Source organism: Halorubrum orientale, from assembly GCF_059623105.1.
In genome coordinates, this window is record NZ_JBSPSR010000003.1 from 363,290 (window position 1) to 383,205 (window position 19,916).

Annotated in this window: 19 protein-coding genes; 9 read left to right on the forward strand and 10 right to left on the reverse strand. The window is 64.6% G+C overall.

From position 1 onward, the window contains the following. Window positions 1–13: 13 nt before the first annotated feature. The gene (locus ACWUI7_RS04750) at window positions 14–286 is read right to left on the reverse strand and encodes an Hsp20/alpha crystallin family protein (protein ID WP_496641065.1); all 273 of its coding nucleotides are present in this window, start codon (window positions 284–286) and stop codon (window positions 14–16) included. A gap of 142 nt (window positions 287–428) precedes the next feature. Here ACWUI7_RS04750 and ACWUI7_RS04755 point away from each other — a divergent pair, with 142 nt between their 5' ends. Continuing rightward, a complete protein-coding gene (locus tag ACWUI7_RS04755) occupies window positions 429–2,087 on the forward strand; it encodes a gamma-glutamyltransferase family protein (RefSeq protein ID WP_496641066.1) in 1,659 nt (552 codons plus the stop codon). 55 nt (window positions 2,088–2,142) lie between these two features. Here the strand turns inward: ACWUI7_RS04755 and lipA are convergent, their stop codons facing one another. Genes lipA through ACWUI7_RS04770 form a run of 3 tightly spaced genes read right to left on the reverse strand, consistent with a single transcriptional unit; the run spans window position 2,143 to window position 4,552 of the window. Next, window positions 2,143–3,084, reverse strand: a complete 942-nt coding sequence (gene lipA, locus ACWUI7_RS04760) for a lipoyl synthase (protein ID WP_496641067.1) — start codon at window positions 3,082–3,084, stop codon at window positions 2,143–2,145. Between the two features lie 60 nt (window positions 3,085–3,144). Further along, entirely contained in the window at window positions 3,145–3,687 is a 543-nt protein-coding gene (locus tag ACWUI7_RS04765) for a cysteine hydrolase family protein (RefSeq protein WP_496641068.1), read from the reverse strand. Further along, complete coding sequence (locus tag ACWUI7_RS04770; protein ID WP_496641069.1) at window positions 3,680–4,552, reverse strand: YqcI/YcgG family protein; 873 nt, start codon at window positions 4,550–4,552, stop codon at window positions 3,680–3,682. Before ACWUI7_RS04770 ends, ACWUI7_RS04765 begins: the two co-directional genes overlap by 8 nt. A 168-nt stretch (window positions 4,553–4,720) precedes the next feature. On the opposite strand from ACWUI7_RS04770, the gene ACWUI7_RS04775 reads away from it, so the two are divergent. After that, the gene (locus ACWUI7_RS04775) at window positions 4,721–5,899 is read left to right on the forward strand and encodes a M24 family metallopeptidase (RefSeq protein WP_496641070.1); all 1,179 of its coding nucleotides are present in this window, start codon (window positions 4,721–4,723) and stop codon (window positions 5,897–5,899) included. Window positions 5,900–5,910: 11 nt separating this feature from the next. On the opposite strand, the gene ACWUI7_RS04780 is transcribed toward ACWUI7_RS04775, so the two are convergent. Next, entirely contained in the window at window positions 5,911–6,894 is a 984-nt protein-coding gene (locus ACWUI7_RS04780) for a D-2-hydroxyacid dehydrogenase (RefSeq protein WP_496641071.1), read from the reverse strand. A 123-nt stretch (window positions 6,895–7,017) separates the two neighbouring features. On the opposite strand from ACWUI7_RS04780, the gene ACWUI7_RS04785 reads away from it, so the two are divergent. Then, window positions 7,018–8,307 (forward strand): amidohydrolase, encoded by a 1,290-nt coding sequence (locus ACWUI7_RS04785; protein ID WP_496641072.1) that lies wholly within the window; start codon window positions 7,018–7,020, stop codon window positions 8,305–8,307. Window positions 8,308–8,318: 11 nt separating this feature from the next. Here ACWUI7_RS04785 and ACWUI7_RS04790 read toward each other — a convergent pair whose 3' ends face one another. The 4 genes from ACWUI7_RS04790 to proC form a co-directional block, all read right to left on the reverse strand. Beyond that, window positions 8,319–9,680, reverse strand: a complete 1,362-nt coding sequence (locus ACWUI7_RS04790; protein ID WP_496641073.1) for an aminotransferase class III-fold pyridoxal phosphate-dependent enzyme — start codon at window positions 9,678–9,680, stop codon at window positions 8,319–8,321. Between the two features lie 180 nt (window positions 9,681–9,860). Next, complete coding sequence (locus ACWUI7_RS04795; protein WP_496641074.1) at window positions 9,861–11,207, reverse strand: glutamate-5-semialdehyde dehydrogenase; 1,347 nt, start codon at window positions 11,205–11,207, stop codon at window positions 9,861–9,863. Further along, window positions 11,200–12,141, reverse strand: coding sequence for a glutamate 5-kinase (proB, locus tag ACWUI7_RS04800; RefSeq protein ID WP_496641075.1), 942 nt, complete (start codon window positions 12,139–12,141; stop codon window positions 11,200–11,202). Before proB ends, ACWUI7_RS04795 begins: the two co-directional genes overlap by 8 nt. Further along, window positions 12,138–12,908, reverse strand: a complete 771-nt coding sequence (gene proC / locus ACWUI7_RS04805; protein WP_496641076.1) for a pyrroline-5-carboxylate reductase — start codon at window positions 12,906–12,908, stop codon at window positions 12,138–12,140. The genes proB and proC overlap by 4 nt, the downstream gene beginning before the upstream one ends. 221 nt (window positions 12,909–13,129) lie before the next feature. Between proC and ACWUI7_RS04810 the strand changes: the two genes are divergently transcribed. From ACWUI7_RS04810 to ACWUI7_RS04835, 6 genes are all read left to right on the forward strand, one after another. Next, a complete protein-coding gene (locus tag ACWUI7_RS04810) occupies window positions 13,130–14,137 on the forward strand; it encodes an agmatinase family protein (RefSeq protein ID WP_496641077.1) in 1,008 nt (335 codons plus the stop codon). Between the two features lie 156 nt (window positions 14,138–14,293). Beyond that, window positions 14,294–15,475: an ABC transporter substrate-binding protein gene (locus tag ACWUI7_RS04815; protein WP_496641078.1), complete on the forward strand. Its 1,182-nt coding sequence runs from the start codon at window positions 14,294–14,296 to the stop codon at window positions 15,473–15,475. A gap of 22 nt (window positions 15,476–15,497) precedes the next feature. Next, the gene (locus tag ACWUI7_RS04820; protein WP_496641079.1) at window positions 15,498–16,589 is read left to right on the forward strand and encodes an ABC transporter ATP-binding protein; all 1,092 of its coding nucleotides are present in this window, start codon (window positions 15,498–15,500) and stop codon (window positions 16,587–16,589) included. A gap of 4 nt (window positions 16,590–16,593) precedes the next feature. After that, window positions 16,594–17,520 (forward strand): ABC transporter permease, encoded by a 927-nt coding sequence (locus tag ACWUI7_RS04825; RefSeq protein WP_496641080.1) that lies wholly within the window; start codon window positions 16,594–16,596, stop codon window positions 17,518–17,520. A gap of 2 nt (window positions 17,521–17,522) precedes the next feature. Next, the gene (locus tag ACWUI7_RS04830; RefSeq protein WP_496641081.1) at window positions 17,523–18,377 is read left to right on the forward strand and encodes an ABC transporter permease; all 855 of its coding nucleotides are present in this window, start codon (window positions 17,523–17,525) and stop codon (window positions 18,375–18,377) included. A 44-nt stretch (window positions 18,378–18,421) separates the two neighbouring features. Next, window positions 18,422–19,210 (forward strand): creatininase family protein, encoded by a 789-nt coding sequence (locus ACWUI7_RS04835; RefSeq protein WP_496641082.1) that lies wholly within the window; start codon window positions 18,422–18,424, stop codon window positions 19,208–19,210. Window positions 19,211–19,225: 15 nt separating this feature from the next. Here ACWUI7_RS04835 and ACWUI7_RS04840 read toward each other — a convergent pair whose 3' ends face one another. Then, a complete protein-coding gene (locus tag ACWUI7_RS04840) occupies window positions 19,226–19,873 on the reverse strand; it encodes a DUF8102 family protein (protein ID WP_496641083.1) in 648 nt (215 codons plus the stop codon). Window positions 19,874–19,916: the final 43 nt, after the last annotated feature.

The following is a 19,916-nucleotide window of genomic DNA, read 5'->3' on the forward strand; positions in this document are numbered from 1 at the left end:
GCCCGGTCGACGGTCAGTGGTTGATCCTGATCTCGGCCCCAGTTGTCGGTTCCTCAGGTGCGACCGGGTGCGTAACGGTGAGGATAGCGTTCTGGTACTCGGCGTGGATGTTCTCGTCGGCAACCGCCCTTGGGAACCGGAAGCGCCGGTGATAGGTTCGACGCACGCCACACGTCTCGTCGGCGTGCTCGCCGACGACATTCAATGCGCCGTCGTTCCACGTGACGGTCAGCTCTGTCGGGTCGAATTCACCTGTCCACTTGGTTGCTGGTCGTGCAAGTGCCATCGGATCTCAGCTCGAATCCAGTCATGTCTATGACTGCGTGACGACAGAAATGTGTCTTTTTATCGAGGATAACGGCAACCCACACCCAAAGCGATCGCCGGGTACTGGTGGGTATATATTGGGGTCTGCCGTGGATGGTGACATGGACCCAGACCTCGACCGATTCACCTCGCGTCGATCGACCGTTTACGGGCAGCGTGGCGTCGTCGCGACGAGTCAGCCGCTGGCCACCGAGGCCGGAATCCGTATCCTGCGTGACGGCGGGAACGCCTTCGACGCGGCGGTTGCGACCGCCGCGGCACTCAACGTCGTCGAGCCGACCTCGACCGGGCTCGGCGGCGACGTGTTCGCGTTGTACCGCACCGCCGACGGCGACGTCGGGGCGATGCGCGCCTGCGGTGGCGCGCCGGCTGACGCGACGATCGAGAACGTCCGCACGGCCCTCTCGGAGACCGATGACACGTCGGCGTACTACCCCGAGGACCGCGGCTACGCGGTCGACGGTGCTGCAGAAGCAGAGATGCCGTTTTATGGCCCCCACGCGGTGACGGTGCCTGGCACGGCTCGCGGCTGGGAGGCGACGATAGCGGAGCTTGGCCGCCTCTCTCTCGCCGACGCGCTCGACCCCGCGATCCGGTACGCGATCGACGGCTATCCTGTTTCAGAAGTGATCGCCTCCTACTGGGAAAGTGCTGAAGATTTGTTCACTGACCCGAACGCTCGCGATGCGTTCCTCTTCGGTGGGGAATCACCGTCGGTCGGCCAGGAAGTGACCCTTCCGAAGCTCGGCCGGTCGATGCAGCGGATAGCCGAGGAGGGCGCAGACGTCGTCTACGAGGGCGAAATTGGGGCGGCGATCGCCGCGGAGGTCCAGTCGCACGGCGGCTTCTTGACCGTCGAGGATCTCGCCGACTTCGAGGTCGAGTGGCCGGACCCCATTTCGACGACGTACAACGGCGCGACGGTGTACGAACTCCCGCCGAACAACCAGGGGCTCGTCGCGCTGGAGGCGCTCAACATCGCGGGCGAACTCGGCGCAGGCGAGTACGACTACGGCACGGCCGAGCGAGTTCACTACTTTTCGGAGGCGCTGAAGCTGGCGTTTCACGACGGCCACCGGTACATCACCGACCCCGAGTACGAGGACCATCCGCCGCTTGCGTCGGCGGCGTGGGCCACGCGTCGGGCGGCGACCGTCGGGGAGACCGCGAACCACGACGTGAGCTTCGGCGTCCCGAACGCGAACGCCGAGGACGCGGACACGGTGCTTCTCACCGTCGCCGACGAGGCCGGGAACGTGGTTTCGTACATCAACTCGCGATTCGCCGGCTTCGGCTCCGGGCTCGTCGCTGGAGAGACCGGCATCGCGCTGCAGAACCGTGGGTCGTCGTTCTCGTTGGACCCCGAGCATCCGAACAGTCTCGAACCCGGCAAGCGGCCGTTCCACACGCTCATCCCAGGGGTTGTTCAGTTCGGGCCCGACGACTGGGCGGCCTTCGGTGTGATGGGCGGATACATGCAGCCGCAAGGACACGTACAGGTAATCGCGAACCTCGTCGACTACGAGATGCCACTCCAGCGCGCGCTCGACGAGCCGCGATGGCGATACCGCGAGAGCGGTGAGCTGGCACTGGAGGCGCACTTCGACGACGACGTCGCCGCAAAGCTGGTACGGAAGGGCCACGACGTGAAGACGCTCTCACCGGTGATGTTCGGCGGCGCACAGATCGCACGCAACCGCGATGGCGTGTTGTCGGCGGCGACCGAGCCACGAAAGGACGGCACTGCACAGGGGTACTGACGTCAGCACAGCGCACGAGGAACCAGCCCGCGATTGGTCCGACCGAATGACCGGATCAGTCGCCGCCGGCAGCTCGCGCCTGCTGTCTCGCCTCCGCCGGCGACCGCCCTTCGCGGAGCACAGCATCGACGAACAGCTCACCGGCACGGTACGACGATCGAACCATCGGGCCCGACGCACAGTAGAGGAAGTCGAACTCGGCTTCGGCCACCTCACGCCACGTCTCGAAGACGTCCGGGTGAACGTACTCGAAGACGTCGAGGTGTGATCGAGACGGCTGGAGGTACTGGCCGAACGTGACGACGTCGACACCCACCTCACGGAGGTCCCCGAGGGTTCGGTACACCTCGTGGGCGTACTCGCCGACGCCGAGCATGAGGCTCGTCTTCGTGTACACGTCGGCCGTGCGGTCGATTCGGTCGAGCACCGACAGCGACTGTTCGTAGGTGGCACGTCGATCGCGAACCGGCCACTGGAGGCGCTCCACCGTCTCGACGTTGTGGGCGATCACGTCCGGGCCTGCCTCGACGATGCGGTCGACCGCATCTGGGTCGCCTTGGAAGTCGGGGATAAGCGTCTCGACGAGGATGTCGGGGTCACGCCGTTTGATCGCACGAATCGTCTCTGCGAAGTGTGCGGAACCGCCGTCGGCGAGGTCGTCGCGGTCGACAGACGTCAACACGACGTAATCGAGCCCGATCTCGGCGACTGCATCGGCGACGTTCGCCGGCTCGTCTGGGTCGAGCGACTCCATTCCGCCGGTCGCGACGTCACAGAAGTTACATCCCCGCGAGCAGCGGTCGCCCATGAGCATGAACGTAGCCGTCCCTGGTCCGTTTTTCCCACCGGACCAGCACTCGCCCATGTTCGGGCAGTTGGCCTCCTCACAGACGGTGTGGAGGTTTCGGTCTCGGAGCGTTTCTTTGATCTCCGTGAACTGACTGCCCGAGGGCGGACGAGACTTCAGCCAGTCTGGCTTCCTGCGTCCGCGATCCATATACACAGTTCGAGAGCCGGGTGCAAAAGCGTGCGGGTCTGGGACATACCGGCCGTAGCATCACGCAAGGTCGGCTGCGTCGACGACCGTCGCAAACTCCCCACGCAGGTGTGCAAGCGCAACCTGATGTGACGTCTCAGCGTCGATTCGCTCTCCGTCGGGCGTCGCTCGGTCGTGCGTCGCAGTCGCGTCGGCGACGACGCGCACGTTGTAGCCTCGATTTTCCGCCATGCGAACCGTCGTCGAGACGCAGTGGTCCGTTGTGAGCCCACAGACGACGAGCGCCTCGTATCCCTTCTCGCGGAGCCACGCGTCGAAGTCGGTGCCGACGAACGCGCCGTTCACCGACTTCTCGAACGTCGCCTCGCCGTCGGCGGGTGCCGTCTCGGGCTTCCAGGCGAATCCCGGCGCGTCGGGACGGAGCGGCGAGTCGGGCTCGGTCGACGCGTGTCGAACGTGCGCGACTGGCCTGTCGGCGGCGCGCCAACGCGAGAGCAGGTCCGCAGCAGTTGCTTCGGCGTCCGGGTTGTTCCGTGTGCCCCACCCAGGGGCGTCGAAGCCGATCTGAAAGTCGACGAGCACGAGAACCGCGTCCTCAGTCATCGCTCACGCCGGGGGCCACGTCCGGAGCCTCACGGGGACCGGGTGCGTTGTCGGCGAGGTGGCGCCAGGCACCCGGCTCAAGCAGCGGCTCGGGTGCCTTCGGGTGCGCTCGCGTCGGATCCAGGGGACACTCGCTCGGACTCTGGGTCTCGTCCTCGCGGAAGAGGTACTGCGTCCACTCGCGGTCGCTCTCGACCCCCCAGTCACCGAGGTCCGCGTGCGGACACACCCCGTCGTACGCTTCCATGCGGGACTGAATGGCGTCGCGGGCGCGCTGGCCGGCCTCGGTGTCCGCCGTAATCCCCTCGAAGACGGCCCGCGGCTGGAACGTTATTTCGAGGCCGATTGGCGAGTACCGGCTCAGCCGCTCGTCGTAAAACGGCGCTCGGGAGGTCGGAAACATCGGCTCGCCGGCGAAACAGAACTCCCACCGAGGGTCGTCTGGGTCCGTCGGGATGTCTTCGGGCCACGGCTCCGGGTCGTGGACATGGAGAAACTCGAGCACGTGCCAGAGCCGCTCGTGGTAGTCCGCCTCGGTGGCGTCGTCGTCGAACGGGGCAAAAAAGACCGCGAGCGGCGCCCGGTCGGCGTGGTTTTGGTAGGTGTCGAGGTACTCCGCGAGCGTGTCGCGGAATCGGAGTAACGCTGCGGGGTCGGTCGTCGACTCACACGCCGCGTACAGGAGGTCGCCCTCACGTTCGACTTCGATGCCGAAGTAACACGGAAACGGCGACCCGTCTCGCTCGTTGAGCATCGACTCACGGAACGTCCGGTAGTGGTCCTGTAGCCAGCCGGGGGCGTCGTCGAGCCGCGCGTGGAGCGTCTCTTGGTCCAACAGCACACCTTCGGTGCCGGGCTCGTTCATGTGATATGTGGGGAGTACGCGGGCTTTTGTGTTTCGACCAGGGCAGGGCGGTGAGAACCGTCCACCGGTCGGAGGGGCAGGTGCTGGTCTGTCGTACACGGTTTCTGTGGTACAAGTACACGAAATATTTACCCCGGTGGACGAGAGCTTCTCGGTAGGTGTCATCATATGCCAGGAAACGTCTTCCCGCGATCGGAGTACGAACGGCGGATCAAGCGGACGCGAGCCCGACTCGAAGCGCGCGACCTCGATGCGATCGTCGTGTCCGACCCGGCGAACATGAACTACCTAACCGGGTACGACGGCTGGTCATTCTACGTCCACCAGGCCGTCGTCCTCACCCGTGAACACGACGAGCCCGTCTGGGTCGGCCGCGACATGGACGCAAACGGGGCCCGAGCGACGACGTGGCTTGCCGAGCCCAACATCCGCGCCTATAGCGACGACCACGTCCACTCGCCGCACGACCGCCACCCGATGGACGTTATCGTGAGCGTACTCGACGACCTCGACGTCGAAAACGGTCAAATTGGCGTCGAAATGGACGCTGCATACTTCACTGCACGGGCGTACGAGCGGCTCCAATCACAGCTTCCCGAGGCAACACTCGTCGACGCGGATCTCCTCGTTAACTGGCTGCGCATCGAGAAGTCAGACCGAGAGATAGCCTATATGAAAGAGGCCGCCCGAATCTCGGAGGGTGCCATGCTGGCGGGGATCGACGCCATCGAAGCCGGCGTCCCCGAGTACGAGGCTGCGGCTGCAATATACGACCGGCTGATCCGCGGCACAGACGAGTACGGGGGAGACTATCCCGCCATCGTCCCACTGATGCCCGCCGGTGACCACACAGGAACGCCACATCTCACCTGGAGCGACCGCGAGTTCGAGTCCGGTGACCCGGTGTTGATCGAACTCTCCGGCTGCCGACACCGGTATCATGCCCCGCTTGCGCGGACCGCCTTCGTCGGCGATCCACCGGAGGCGATCAAAGAGACGGCTGAAATCGTCGTCGAAGGGATGGAAGCCGCCCTTGACGCCGTCGAGCCGGGTGTCACCTGCGAGCAGGTCGAGACCGCCTGGCGGGAAACAATTGCCCGGTACGGCGTCGAAAAAGCAGATCGAATTGGGTACTCGATGGGGCTCGGTTACCCACCGGACTGGGGCGAACACACCGCGAGTCTCCGCCCCGGCGACGGGACCGTCCTCAAGGAGGGGATGACCTTCCACGTGATACCGGGGCTGTGGGAGGATGCCTTCGGCGTCGAACTCAGCGAGACGTTCCGAGTCACCAAGACCGGCGCGGAGACGCTGGCGGAGTTCCCGCGCCGACTGTTCACCGTGTGAGCGACGGGGGGTCAGTTGTCGTCGGCCGGTGCTGCGACCAGATTCTGCAGGTCAGACGGCGTCGCGCCGGCGTCGAGCGCCTCAAGATTCTCGGCGACGATGTCAGCGAGCCGTTCCCAGTGGCGCGGCGTGTGGCCTCCGGTGTGTGGCGTTATCAGACAGTTTTCGAGGTCCCACAGCGGGTGGTCGCCGGGCAGCGGCTCGGGCTCGGTGACGTCGAGTGCCGCACCGCGGATACCGCTCGTTCGGAGCGCGGACACCAGTGCGTCCGTGTCGACGATACCGCCACGAGCCGCATTGATGACGACGGCGTGAGGCGGGAGCGTCGCGAGCTCGGCGGGCCCGATCAGCTCACGCGTCGCTTCCGTGAGTGGACAGGCGAGGACGACGTAGTCGCTCTGTGCGAACGCGTCGTGGATCGCGTCCGGCTCGAACCCGATCACCTCGTCGGTTGGCCCTCCCTTCGAGGGCGTGTACCGAACACCAATCGTCTCGACGTCGAACCCTGCCAGGCGGTCGACGACGTGGGTCCCGATCGACCCGAGGCCGACCACGGTAACCGTGCTGCCGGCGAACTCAAACGACTGGAAGTGGCGCCACTCTGCGTGTCGCTTGCGCCGCCATCCCTCGTGCAGTCGACGGGCGAAGATCAACATGTTGGCGATCGTCTGTTCTGCGATTCCCGGCGCGTGGATCCCGCCGGCGTTGGTGACGGCGACGCCACGGTCGGTGAGCGCGTTGACGGGGACGTGGTCGGTCCCTGCAAAGGTACACGCGAACAGATCGAGTCGGTCCGCGTCGGCGAGCATCGCCTCGTCGACGGTGATCCCGGTGACCGCCCGAGCGCTAGGGACGAGTGCGCGCTCGTCAGCTGGCGTTCGCGCGAGTGTAACCGTGTGGTCCGGGAGCCGCGCTCGAAGCGTCTCCGCGTACGATTCCATCGATAGTCCCTCGGTCCCCTCACGGAGAACGACGATATCTGGCGTCTGGCTCATTGTGAGTTCGCCGCCGCGCGGCGGTGATGGCCGTCGATTGGCCGGAAGGTTACTTACCACTTTTGTAGTCTTTGTACACGATCATCGTGTACTCTTAAGTCACATCGCGTGCCACGAGGTCGTATGACACGAACTGACTCGACGCGTTCGACCGACGCACGGCTCAGTGACCTCCGGCGGGAGCTTCACAGGTATCCAGAGCCGGGGTGGCGCGAGTTCGAGACGACGGGCAGACTTGTCGAGGAGATCGAGGCGATTGGGGTCGACGAGCTGGCGGTCGGACGAGAGGCGTACGATCCGGCCGACCGTATGGCCGTTCCCAACTCTGAGACCATCGAGCCGTGGGTCGACCGAGCACGGGAGCGCGGCGTGCGCGCCGACGTCCTCGAACGCACCCATGGCGGCGTCACCGGGTGTGTCGCCGTGCTCGACCGCGGCACAAGTCCATCGATCGGGCTTCGAGTGGATATCGACGGTCTCTTTATACCGGAGGCAACTGACGACGACCACCACCCGGCCGAAGCCGGGTTCCGCTCGGAAGTGGACGGCGTGATGCACGCCTGCGGTCACGACGTCCACATGACCTGGGGAATCGCCGTCCTTGAGGCGGTCGCTGCGAGCGACTTCGCGGGGCGGTTCGTGGTCTTTTTCCAGCCCGCAGAAGAGCTGAGCGGCGGCGGATACCCGATGGCCGAGAGCCGGTTCGCCGCGGACCTCGACGCCCTCTTTACCGCGCACGTTGGCCTTGACCACCCGACCGGCACGGTCGTCGCCGGAATTGAGCGGCCGCTCGCGATGGCACACGTCGAGGCGACGTTTGACGGGACCTCGGCTCATGCCGGTAAGGCTCCGGAAGAAGGTGATAACGCTATGCAGGCGCTCGGCACCGCCATCTCGAACGCGTACGGGATTCCGCGTCACGGCGACGGGATGACTCGCGTGAACGTCGGGTATGCCGAGGCCGGCAGCGCCAGCAACGTGATCGCGGACCATGCCCACGTCGAAGCCGAGGTGCGCGGCGAGACCACCGAGCTAAAAGAGTACGCCAAGTCTCGCCTGGAGCGGGCTTTCCGTGGTGCGGCGGAATCACACGGCTGTACGCTCGGGTTCGACGTCGTCAGCGAGTCGCCACGAGCGGACAGTGACCCGGCGTTGGCCGGACACGTCGCTGAGGTTGCCACCGCCATTGAAGAGGTCGAGACAGTGCTCGACACTGCAGATTTCGGCGCAAGCGAGGACGCGACGTTCCTGATGGAGCGTGCACAGGCCGACGGCGGGCTCGCGACGTATCTCATCGTGGGGACTGACCACCCCGGAGCACACCACACGTCGACGTTCGACGTCGACGAACGAAGCCTCCTGATTGGTGCTGACGTTCTCAGCGAGGCCGTTCTCGACTTTGGCGACCGCTGAACGGTACGATCTTACGTCGCCGTCGCCGCCGGAGCAGCGGCGGCGATCGCCTCCTCGAAGATGCCGATGCCGAGGTCGATCTCGCGCGGGGTCGAATCGAGCGGCGGCAGCAGCCGAATCGTCTTCTTGCCACAGCCGAGTGTGAGGAGACCGCGTGAGAGCGCCGCTTCGACGACGGCGTCGCGTCGCTCGGGCGTGTCGAACTCCACCGCCAGCATCAGTCCCTTCCCGCGGACGTCGACGACGTGGTCTGGGGCCCCGTCTCCGAGAAGTTCTCTGGCCTGGCGGCCGCGTTCGGTCGCGTTCGCGAGGAGGTCGTGGTCGCGGATCGCTTCGATTGTGAACGTACCCATCATCGACGCGAGAAGGTCACCGCCACCGAACGTCGAACCCAGTCGGTTCTTCTCATCGGGGAAGAGCGACGAGCGGCCGACGGTGGCACCGACACGAAGCGCCTTCGCCGCACAGATCACGTCAGGTTCGATGTCGTAGTGTTCGGCCGCCCAGAATCGGCCCGTGCGCCCGACACCCGACTGGACTTCGTCGACGATCAGCGGAATGTCGTACTCGGCGGTGACCGCCCCGACTTCGGCCATGAACGGCTCACTCGGGAATCGATACCCGCCGACTCCCTGGATCGGTTCTAACACGACGAAAGCCACCTCTGCGGGGTCAACGTGGCCACCCTCAGGGGCGAGCGCGCTTCGGAGTTGTGACCCCCCACCGGTGAAAAAGCCGCAGTCACACGTCCCGGGCGTACAGCCACGGTCGGCACAGAACGGCACCGTCTCGATGCCGGCGACCTCGGGGTAGTGACGGGTGTACACCGACTTCGATTTCGTGAGCGAGAGCGTCCCGAGGGTACGACCGTGAAAACTGCCACCAAAGGTGTAGCCGCGTGTCGCCGCTGGATTCGCGTCGTGAGCAATCTTCACCGCGTTTTCGATAGCCTCTGCCCCGGAGTTCGAGAGAAACACGGTATCGAGCCCGAACGACTCGGAGACGTCGGTGAGGCGGTCCATGAGCTGTGCTGACCCCGGAAACGGGGCGGTGTCGGGGTCGGGGCCAGACCCGAAGTAGAGGTCCTGGCCGGCGATCTTCATCGGCTCGACGAGGTCGAACGCAGCGAGTCGGTCGAGGACCTTCTCGTTGTTGTAGCCGAGCGGTGCGGCTCCAATGTGACAGGTAAAGTCCATGAGCACGTTGCCGTCGACGTCGGTGACGAACGGCCCGTGTGCCTCCGCGGTCACGTCCCAGACGAAGTCGTGTGAGTACTCGCTCGGGGCGGCATGGTCGCGGTAACGCTCGACCCACTTCGTAGCGTTCGGGCCCGGCAACCCGGCGGTGTCCGGCACGGCAGTATCCCGATCCATACACAGTAATCGTATACACAATCAATTAAAAGTACCTCTCGGAGTCGGCTAGTGTGATCGCCAATCGACGCCGAATCGACGGTCTCACCCCTCATGATTCGACGCGCGCTGGGGATATCGCCGGCTAGACGTGTGATCTGCTCCCGATCGAGGGGTACGACGTGAGGCGTCGGTGACGCCTCACTCAGACGACCGGCGGCCGGGCGTCCACGTCGTCGACAGCTCGCGGTGGGTGTACGAGTCCGCGTCCTCGCCGCTGTACGTCGCGACACGGTGACCGTCACCTTCGAGGTAGTATTTCGTCGTCGTGAGTCCTTCGAGCCCGACAGGACCACGGGCGTGTATCTTCCCCGTCGAGATGCCCACCTCAGCGCCGAGCCCATACCGGTGTCCGTCCGCAAATCGCGTTGACGCGTTGTGGAACACGCTGGCGGCGTCGACGCCGGTCATGAACGTCTCGGCGGTCTCGGTGTCCTCGGTGAGTATCGACTCAGTGTGTTTCGAGCCGTGGCGGTTGACGTGTGCTATCGCCTCGTACACGTCGTCGACGACGCGGATCGAGAGTTCGAGATCGCCATACTCGGTGTCCCAGTCCGCTTCGGTCGCTGGATCAACGTCGACGACCGCGCGTGTTCGGTCATCGCCGCGAACCGTGACTCCGGCCGTCTCGTACCGATCGACGAGTCCCGGCAGGAGGTCGGCAGCGACGGCGTCGTTGACGAGTAGCGTTTCCACCGCGTTACACACGGCAGGGTACTGCACCTTGGCGTCGTAGGCGACGTCAGCGGCCATCGCAAGGTCGGCGTCGGCGTCGACGTAGACGTGACAGACGCCCTCAGTGTGTCCTAACACCGGTATTCCCGTGGCGTCTTGAATGTACGAGACGAACTCGGAGGACCCCCGGGGCATCACGAGGTCCACGGCGTCGTCGCGCTCAAGCACTCGGTCAACGTCCTCGTGCGCTTCGATCAGCTGGATCCACCCCTCTGGAATGCCCACGGCCGCGGCAGCCTCGCGCAGTCGCTCGTACAGCGCACGGTTCGATTCGCTCGCCTCGCTGCCGCCTTTGAGGATGACAGCGTTCCCCGACTTGAGCGCAAGCGCCGCAATCTGGACGAGCGCGTCGGGCCGCGACTCGAACACTGCAGCGACGACCCCGATCGGCACGGTCACCTCGTAGAGCTCGAGCCCGTCGTCGAGCTCGCGGGCGACGACTGTCCGACCGAGCGGGTCCTCGAGTGCGGCCACCGACTCCACCATCGCCGCGATGTCGTCTACTTTCGCTGCGTCGAGCCGCAATCTGTCGACGAGCGCCGCCGAATACTCCCCCTGCTCGAAGAGCGCCTCGGCGCGCTCGACGTCCGTCTCGTTGGCCGCGAGAATGTCGTCTGTGTGCTCGCGAAGGGCGTTTGCCATCGCCGCGAGCGCCTCGTCGCGCGTCGTCTCGTCCGTGTTCGCGAGCCGCAGCGCGGCGTCTCGCGCCGCGGCGATCTGTTCGTCGGTCGTCGTCGTGGGCGTATCACTCATCGCTGTCGTCACCTCGATATCGAACGCGCCGGCCCGGTTCGCCAACGAGCTCGATGGGGTCGTCTCGCGTCGATACGTCGCCGCGCTCCGGGGGGTCTCGCGGAACGAATATCGTCCCGACGGACGCTCCCTCCGCGATGCGTTCGAGGACGTCTTGATCCGCAGAGCCGGCGATTATCGCTGGTACTCCGTGCTCGCTGGCGTCGTGGGCTGCCTCCACTTTCGTGTCGATGCCGCCAAACTCGACGGCTCCCGTCTCGTCGACGATCCGGCTGACGGCGTCGTAGTTTTCGTCGACCGCCTCGATGCGTCTCGCGTCGGGATCGTGTTTAGGATTCCCTGTGTATACACCGCTCACGTCGGTGAGCGTCACGAGGAGGTCGATGTCGATGCCGGTCGCGATCGCCGCCGATATCATGTCGTTGTCGCCGATCTGCAGCTCGTCGGTCGCAACGGCGTCGTTTTCGTTGACGATCGGGACGACGTCCCACTCGAGGAGGGTCTCGACTGTCGTCCGGAGATTGTCGAACCGCTCCGGGGTGTGAAAGTCTGTCCGGGTCACCAGGATCTGTGCCACCGTCTGGTCGAAGCGGTCGAAGCTCTGGGTGTAGTGGCGCATCAGGTGGCTCTGGCCGACTGTCGAGAGCGCCTGGCTCCGTTCGAGCGTGTCGGCGTCGCGGCCAACCAACCCCATGCCGGCACCAACTGCGCCCGACGAAACGAGCACGACGGATTTGCCACGCTCGCGGAGCGCCATCACGTCGGCAACGATTGCATCGAGCTTGACGCGGTCGAGCTGCGACGCGTCGTCAGTCAGCGAGTTCGTCCCCGTCTTCACGAGCACCCGGTCTGCGTCCGCGGCCCGTTCACGGGCGCGCTCGACGATCGTCGCGTCGACCGGGTCGACCGGGTCGACCGAGCCCGCGTCGCTCATTCCTCGAACGCCTCCGCGATCTCCTGTGACCGCCGCTTTGCGGCGCCGACGGCGTCTGCGACAGCACGGTCCGCGTCGCTCTCCCAGAGCACCTCCATCCCCTCGATGGTCGTCCCGTTCGGCGAACAGACCGCGTCGACCAGCTCGTCGACTGTCCGGTCGTCGCGGAGAACGGTCGCTGCGGCACCACGGAAGGTCTGTGCTGCGAGCCGTTCCGCCTGTTTTGGCTTGAGACCCCCCTCGACTCCGGCCGTCTTCACCGCGTCGATCAGGTAGAAGACGAACGCCGGTCCGCTTCCATTGACCGCCGTGGCAATGTCCATAAGCGACTCGTCGACCTCAGCAACGGTGCCCACCGCCTCAAGCAGAGCCCGGACCTCGTCGGTGAGTCCCTCGTGTGTCGCGGCGGCAGCCATCTCGCCGAACTCGGCCGCGAGGTTCGGCATTACGCGAACGACTGTCGCGTCGGTCCGCGCCGACACGAACGACCGCGACACTCCCGCTGCGAGGGTGACGAGCGTCTGGTCCGTCGTCAGGTCGAGCCCACCGAGTACCGGATCGACGAGGTCTGGTTTGACCGCCAGGACCACTATCGGGTCGACAGCAGCTGCAGGGTCCGCTGTCGTCCGCGATGCGCTGTCTGCGACCGACTCGCGTGCCGTCTCGTCGGGGTCGATCGCCGTTACGTCGTACTCGTCGCGCTGTCCGAGGCCCTTCACAAACGCGCCGCCCATGTTGCCACAGCCGACGACGCTCACCCGTGTCATCTCGGCGTTCCTACTCCGCCGGGGAATATACCATCTGTGGTCTGTCCGCGCTCGGCCGCAGTCCCGGTGACCGAATCGTTCGACCCCATACTGCGTGACGCGGCGCGCGCGGTCGCCGATTCGGACCGCCGCAGACGACCCGAGCGCCCTTTTGACCCCCGCGTTCTCCACCTGTCTGCGTGCCGGAATATCTATGCCGGTGGCTCCCACCACGATACATGATGGCACAACGACTGGGGGTCGTCCCCGCGGAGGTCAGAGACCTCGTATCGCCGTACGCCGGGTATCGTGTCGCCGTCGACGACGAGTACGACACCAACGTAGGTGAGCTCGTCGAGGACGCCAGAGACGTCGAGAACGCAGATGTCGGTATCGTCGGCATCCCGTTCGATGCCGGTTGTGTCGCCGGGCCGCGTGGCTCCCGCGCCGGTCCCGAGGGGGTTCGCGATCAGTTGACCCATGGTACCTGTTACAACCCCGAACTCGATGTCGACATCAGCGAGGGTATTGACGTCGTCGACTATGGTGACGTCGACGCCCTTCAGACGGACCTCGAGGCAACCCACGACCGAGTCGAGCGTGTGCTCACAGCGGTGACTGACTCCGGGGTGGTTCCGTTCAGTATCGGTGGTGACCACTCGCTGACGTACCCGACCGCCAAGGCAATGATGAATGCGGTCGACGGCCCAGTTGGGGTGATCAACGTCGACGCCCACCACGACGTGCGACACTCACACGGCGGAGAGCGCTCTGCTGGGACGCCGTTCCGCCGGCTCCTCGAGGATGACGCAGACCAGCTCGCGGGCAAGAACTTCGTCGAACTGGGCCTTTCTGGGTGGCACAATGCCAAGTACTACCTCGACTGGGTACACGACATCGGTGCCACTGTGGTGACGGCCAGGGAGGTACACAAGTCGGGCGTCGACGAGGCCGCGTCCCGCGCGATCGAGGCAGCTACCGACGGTACGGAGGCCGTCTTCGTCTCGTTCGATATCGACGTCCTCGATGCTGGGTCGGCACCCGGAACGTGTGCACCGAGCCCCGGTGGGCTCCTCCCGTGGCAGCTTCTCGAGCTGGTGTATCAGTTGGGCCGCCACGAGCTCGTCCGTGGCGCAGACCTCATGGAGGTAGCCCCACCGCTCGACTCGACGGGTGCGACCACCGCCGTTGGTGCGGCTGTCGTCACCCAGTTCATCGGCGCTCGAAAGGCAGCCGACGCGGCGCGGTGAGCCTCGGCTGTCACTGCCCGGCCGACGGCACACGAGAGACCTGTTGAAGTGGCTAAATTACACATTTATTGTGTGTAGTCGGATTTTGATACACATAAGTTGTGTCTAGAGTCACCAAGATTTTTATACCACCTCTCGGTACGTATGTGCGAGACGATGACAGACACAGACTCCGGATCGGATGCGAGCGATCGTCGGACGTTTCTCAAAGCGGGCGGCACTAGTGTCGTCGGACTCGCCGGGCTCTCGGGCTGTCTCACCGGCGGTGGCGACACGACCGAGGGCGGGTCGAGCGGCGGGGAGTCGGGAGGAGGCGACGGCGGCGAGGAGAGCGAGAGCGGCGACGGCGCCATGGACTTCGGTGGGGCCGAGCTCAACGTGATGCTGAACGTCGGGGCGATCGACACCATCCACAAGCAACACCTCATCCCCCGAGTCGAAGACAAGTACAACCTCACGATTAACACGACGACCGCGGTCACGACCGAGCAGCTGACACAGATCGAGGCGAATCCGGAGAACCCACCGGACGTCATCGTGCCGGACGTCATCGGGATCGAGCGGGCTTCCCGTGAGGGATGGCTTGAGCCACTCACCGACCACACCGACCTCGTCCCAGAAGTCGAGAACATCTACGACAAGTTCGTTCACTACGACGGTGTTGCCGCCTCGTGGGAAGTCGGCGAGGTACTGCCGGTGATCAACTCGAACGCGTGGGACTCGGCGCCGACGTCACACGCAGAGCTGATGAAAAATGCGGACTCAACCGCTGTGGTACCGTTCTCGTGGTCCGCCGGACCCTACCTTCTGTTGATGGCGTCGGCCATCGCCACCGGCGAGTCGTTCGACTCTCGGCTGGACGTAGACGCCGGATTCGAGTGGCTTGAGGAGAACTTCGCACCGAACGTCAGCTCCGAGTACGGCGGCGTTGCCTCCGCGAAACAACAGCTCGCCAGCGGCAACGTCGACACGCTGAATTTGTTCTGGGACTACATGGTGTTCGACATGTTCGAGAACGATCAGCCGATCAACTCGCTCTTCCGGCTCGATCCGACTGGCATCGCTTTCGCCGAGTCGGTAGCCGTGACGCAGAACGCGAACAACATGGAGGCCGCACTCGTCTACGCGAACGAGTGTCTCTCACCGACGTTCCAGGAGACGGCCTCCGCAGAGATGGGGTGCGGAGTGACGAACCAGAACGCGGCGGTCGACGACACGGCGCTCGAGTTCGGTGCGACTACCGCCGACGAGTTCGACCAGCTCACCTTCCCCGACTTCCAGTACGTCTGGGAGAACCGCGACAGCTGGTCTGAGCGGTACAACTCGCTGTTCCAATAACGCCGACCCTTCTCACATGTCAATGCAACGCGCAGCCGGCACCGGAGTTGCCATCCAGTACGAAGACGTAACGAAGACGTTCGGGGATGTCACTGCAGTCGACGGGATATCCTTCGAGGTCGAAGACGGCGAGCTCCTCGCCCTGTTAGGTCCATCGGGGTCCGGGAAGACCACGACGCTCAGGATGCTCGCCGGGTTCGAGACCCCGACGAACGGGACGATATCACTGGCCGGCGATGACGTAACCCGCGTCCCGACACACAAACGCGACACCGGGATGGTGTTTCAAGACTACGCGCTGTTCCCGCACATGACCGTCGGCGAAAACGTCGCATTCGGACTCGAACGCCAGGGCGTCCCGGCCGCCGAGGCCCAGAAGCGTATCGAGGAGGTACTCGCGCTCGTCGACCTCGCCGGATTCGCCGACCGTGACCCAAAGACGCTCTCTGGGGGCCAACAACAGCGTGTCGCGACCGCCCGAGCCATCGCGATCGAGCCGGAGGTATTGTTGATGGACGAACCACTGGGCGCGCTCGACAAGCGGCTCCGCGACCAGCTCGAAGTAGAGCTTACCGAGATCCAAGACGACCTCGGCATCACCACGCTCTACGTGACACACAATCAAGAGGAAGCGCTCACCATCGCCGACCGAATCGCCGTGATGAACGAGGGCCAGATCGAACAGATCGCCTCACCGATGGAGGTGTACGAGGAGCCTGCCACGGAGTTCGTCGCCGACTTCATCGGCGACACCAACTTCCTTGAAGGTGACCTCCGTGAGAGCGCCGACGGGCGCGTGCTCTTGGAGACAACGAACGGCGACTTGGAGGTTAACTCTGGCACCGCACCTGCAGACGGCAGTGGCCGGGTGTTCGTCCGGCCCGAGAAGCTGACCGCTCACGACCCCACGACAACCACGACGACACAAAACACACTCCCCGGACGCGTCGACCGTCGCCTCTTCCTCGGCTCAAAGGTGCGATACTTCGTCGACGTCGACGGGAGACAAGTCGTCGTCGACGAGTCGAACCGACACGCGTCGTCGATCCACGACGTCGGAGACGAGGTGACACTCGCCTGGAGCGTTCAAGACACGCGGCTCGCGAGTGGGTGATTCGATGAGTCAACGCCGGTTCACTACGAAACTCGAGCGTGTGAACGGTCGCCTCTCGGCGCTCGTTCGAGCCTACCGAGAGACGCGGCTCGGGAAGTACGGACTCCTCGCGCCGACGCTCGCGTTCGTCGCCGTCGTGATGGTGTTTCCAACGGCGATCCTCGTGAGCTACAGCCTCAACCCGTACGACAGCGGGACGGTCGGCGTCGGAGTGACGCTTGCACACTACCTCAGAGCGTTCACCACACCGCTGTATCAAGAGACGTTGTTCCGGACGCTGTGGATCGCTGCGGCCGTGACGGCGATCGATTTCGTACTCGGCTTCCCACTGGCGTACGCTGCCGTCCGAAAAGGCGGCTTGGTGGGGAAGCTCATTGTGATCGCGACGCTCGCGCCACTGACAATAGACCTCGTCGTCCGGTCGTTCGGCTGGTTCATCCTCTTAAACGGCAGCGGGGTGATCAACTCGACGCTGGTCACACTCGGGATCGTCTCGGCGGAGAACACGCCGAAGCTGCTGTTCAATGAGGTGGGGATCGTCATCGGACTCGCTCACGTCATGTTGCCGTTCATGGTGTTTCCGATCATCAACGTGTTACACACGATCCCACACGAGTTAGAGGAAGCGGCGCGGAACCTCGGGGCGAACCGCGCGACTACCTTCACCCGCGTGCTGGTGCCGCTCGCGCTCCCAGGTATAAGCGCCGGGGTGTTGATCACCTTCGTCGTCTCGCTGGCGTCGTACGTCACCCCCGCGCTCTTGGGTGGTGGCGTCCGGGTCATCCCGGTCGTGATCACAGAAACGTTCACGAGTACCAGTAATTGGCCGTTCGCGAGCGCGCTGTCGATGATCCTGGTTGCGGTGGCGCTCGTCGTCATCGTCGGCTACCAGCGCGTCCTCAGCCGGCTCGACGGTGTGGGGGGTGCCTGATCGTGGCGACCGCCTCTGACCCGAACCGGTGGCTGGACTGGCTGCTCGCGAGGGCCGGTTCCGTCGGCTACCAGGCGCTCGTATACGGCACCATCGCCTTCCTGCTCGCGCCGCTCGCGATCGTCGTCGTGATCTCGTTCCAGCAATCAGCGTACGCGACGTGGCCACCGGAGGGGTTCACTCTCCAGCACTACGCGGCGCTGCCCGAACAGCTCGGCTTCCTCGGCGTCCGCGAGGCGCTGTTCGTGAGCGTCGAGCTCGCGGTTGCGACTGGGATCGTCTCGACCGTGCTTGGCGCACTGGCCGCCTTCGCCATCGTCCGCTACGAGTTCAAATACCAGACCACGCTGGAGACGGTGCTCATCTCGCCGCTCATCTACCCGTGGATCGTCGTCGGCCTCTCACTTCTGCTCTTCCTCAACCGGCTCGGCGACGCCCTCGGGGTGACCGTACAGCTCGGCTTTTTCACCCTGCTTCTCGGGCACGTGATGTTCACGCTGCCGTACCCGATCCGAACAATCGGTGCGAGCCTCCAGAACTACGACCACTCACTCGAGGAGGCCGCCCAGAACCTCGGTGCGACCGAGATCGAGTCGTACGTACGCGTTACGCTCCCGCTCATCCAGCCGGGGCTGGTGAGCGGGTTCGTCTTTGCGTTCATCCTCTCGTTCAATCAGTACATTGTCTCACTTTTTCTCTCCGGGTCAGAGCTCACGACGATGCCGCTCATCCTGTTTAGTCTGTTCTACAACACGGCTCCGGCGACGCTGGCGGCTATCGCGACGCTGCTGATGGCTGGTATCCTGACAGTGATCGGAGTTGTTGAGTACCTGTTTGGAATCAGCGAGTTCATGTGACCAGTCGCCGGGGGATTAACCGGGCCGCCGTCGTTCGAGCACGTGTGACCGACGCTACCCACGACGTGTATCGACTCGCGGAGATGACCTGGGAGGAGGTTGAGGCGGCGATCGAGACGACGCGTACACTGTTGCTCCCAGTCGGGAGCACCGAACAGCACGGCACGCACATGCCGCTCGGCGTCGACGTATTCATGCCGGAGGCAATCTGTGAGCGGGTCGCTGCCGCGACAGGCTGTCTACTCGCTCCGCCGATCTGGTATGGAGTGAGCCCACACCACACATTCAAGCCGGGAACGTTCACTGTCGAGAGCGAGACGTTCCAGCGGTACGTCCGTGATATCTGCGTCTCGGCGGGCGAGTGGGGTGTCGAGAACGTCCTGCTCGTCAACGGCCACTACCTGGTACAGGACCCAGAACTCGAGGTCGTCGTGCGCGAACTCACGACGGATCACGGTCTCCGCGCGTTCCACGTGCCGCTCGTGTCCGTGTTCGAAGATGTCGCGACCGCGACACGAACGAGCGAGGTGTCGTTTCACGCCGCGGAGTTCGAGACAAGCCTGATGCTCGCTATCGCTCCCGACCTCGTCGATCTGGAGGCCGCAGAAGCAGTTGACCCACCCGGCGACTCCGTGCCGCTCACCGACTACGACGCGTACGGCGACAACCGGGTCGGCTGGGCGCTCTCACCGGGGCGGATGGACGCGTTGACGCATACCGGGAGCCTCGGGGACCCGACCGCGGCGACCGAAGCGAACGGACAAGCGCTGGTTGAGGCGGCCGTCGAGAACGTGGTAACGCTCGTCGACGCCCTCGCGGACACACGCGCGTAAGCCGTCCACGAGGCGTCACTTCGTCAGCGTCCGGAGCGTCTGCTCGTCTGGTCCGTCGCCGTCTTCGAGCGCGCTCGCGAGCTCGTCGACCCGCGAGTTGAGGCTCTCACGAACCGCTCCAGGAGAGAACTCCTCGGACATCGAGAGCAGCCGGACGAACGCGCGAAGCTCCTCGTCGGTGATGCGTTCGAACTCGTCGGCTTCGATCTTCTCGATCACCTCGTCGACGTCGATCTGGCCGACGGGTTCGACGTTGAACTCGACGGTGACCATCCGGTAGTCCGACCCGGCGAGCCGTTGTTCAGACTTCGCGACCCCCTCTGAGAGCATGTCCTTGAATGGCGTGTGGTAGCCCATGGTCCCGAGGTGTAAGAAGCCGAGCATGTCGGTGATCCCGCGGGTGTACGACTCGCGGTCCGCGTCGTCCGGGTCGAAGACGGTCTTCCGGTCGCGGTCTTCGAGACACTCGTATAGGATGCTAAAATCGAGGATAGCGTTGCGGACGCGCCGACGAATCCGGTTTCGCTTCTGTTTTCGCGAGTGCTCGGTGTAGTCGGTCTTCCGACCGAGCAGAAAGTCGCGGTCCGAGGGCGTCAAGATTCCACGCGGACGGTCGGCGTCGGCCGCCAGCTCCAGCGACCCGGGCAGCTCGTCCTGTGACATAGGTGAAATGCCGTGGGTGAGTGGATTAACCTTTGTGGTCAGG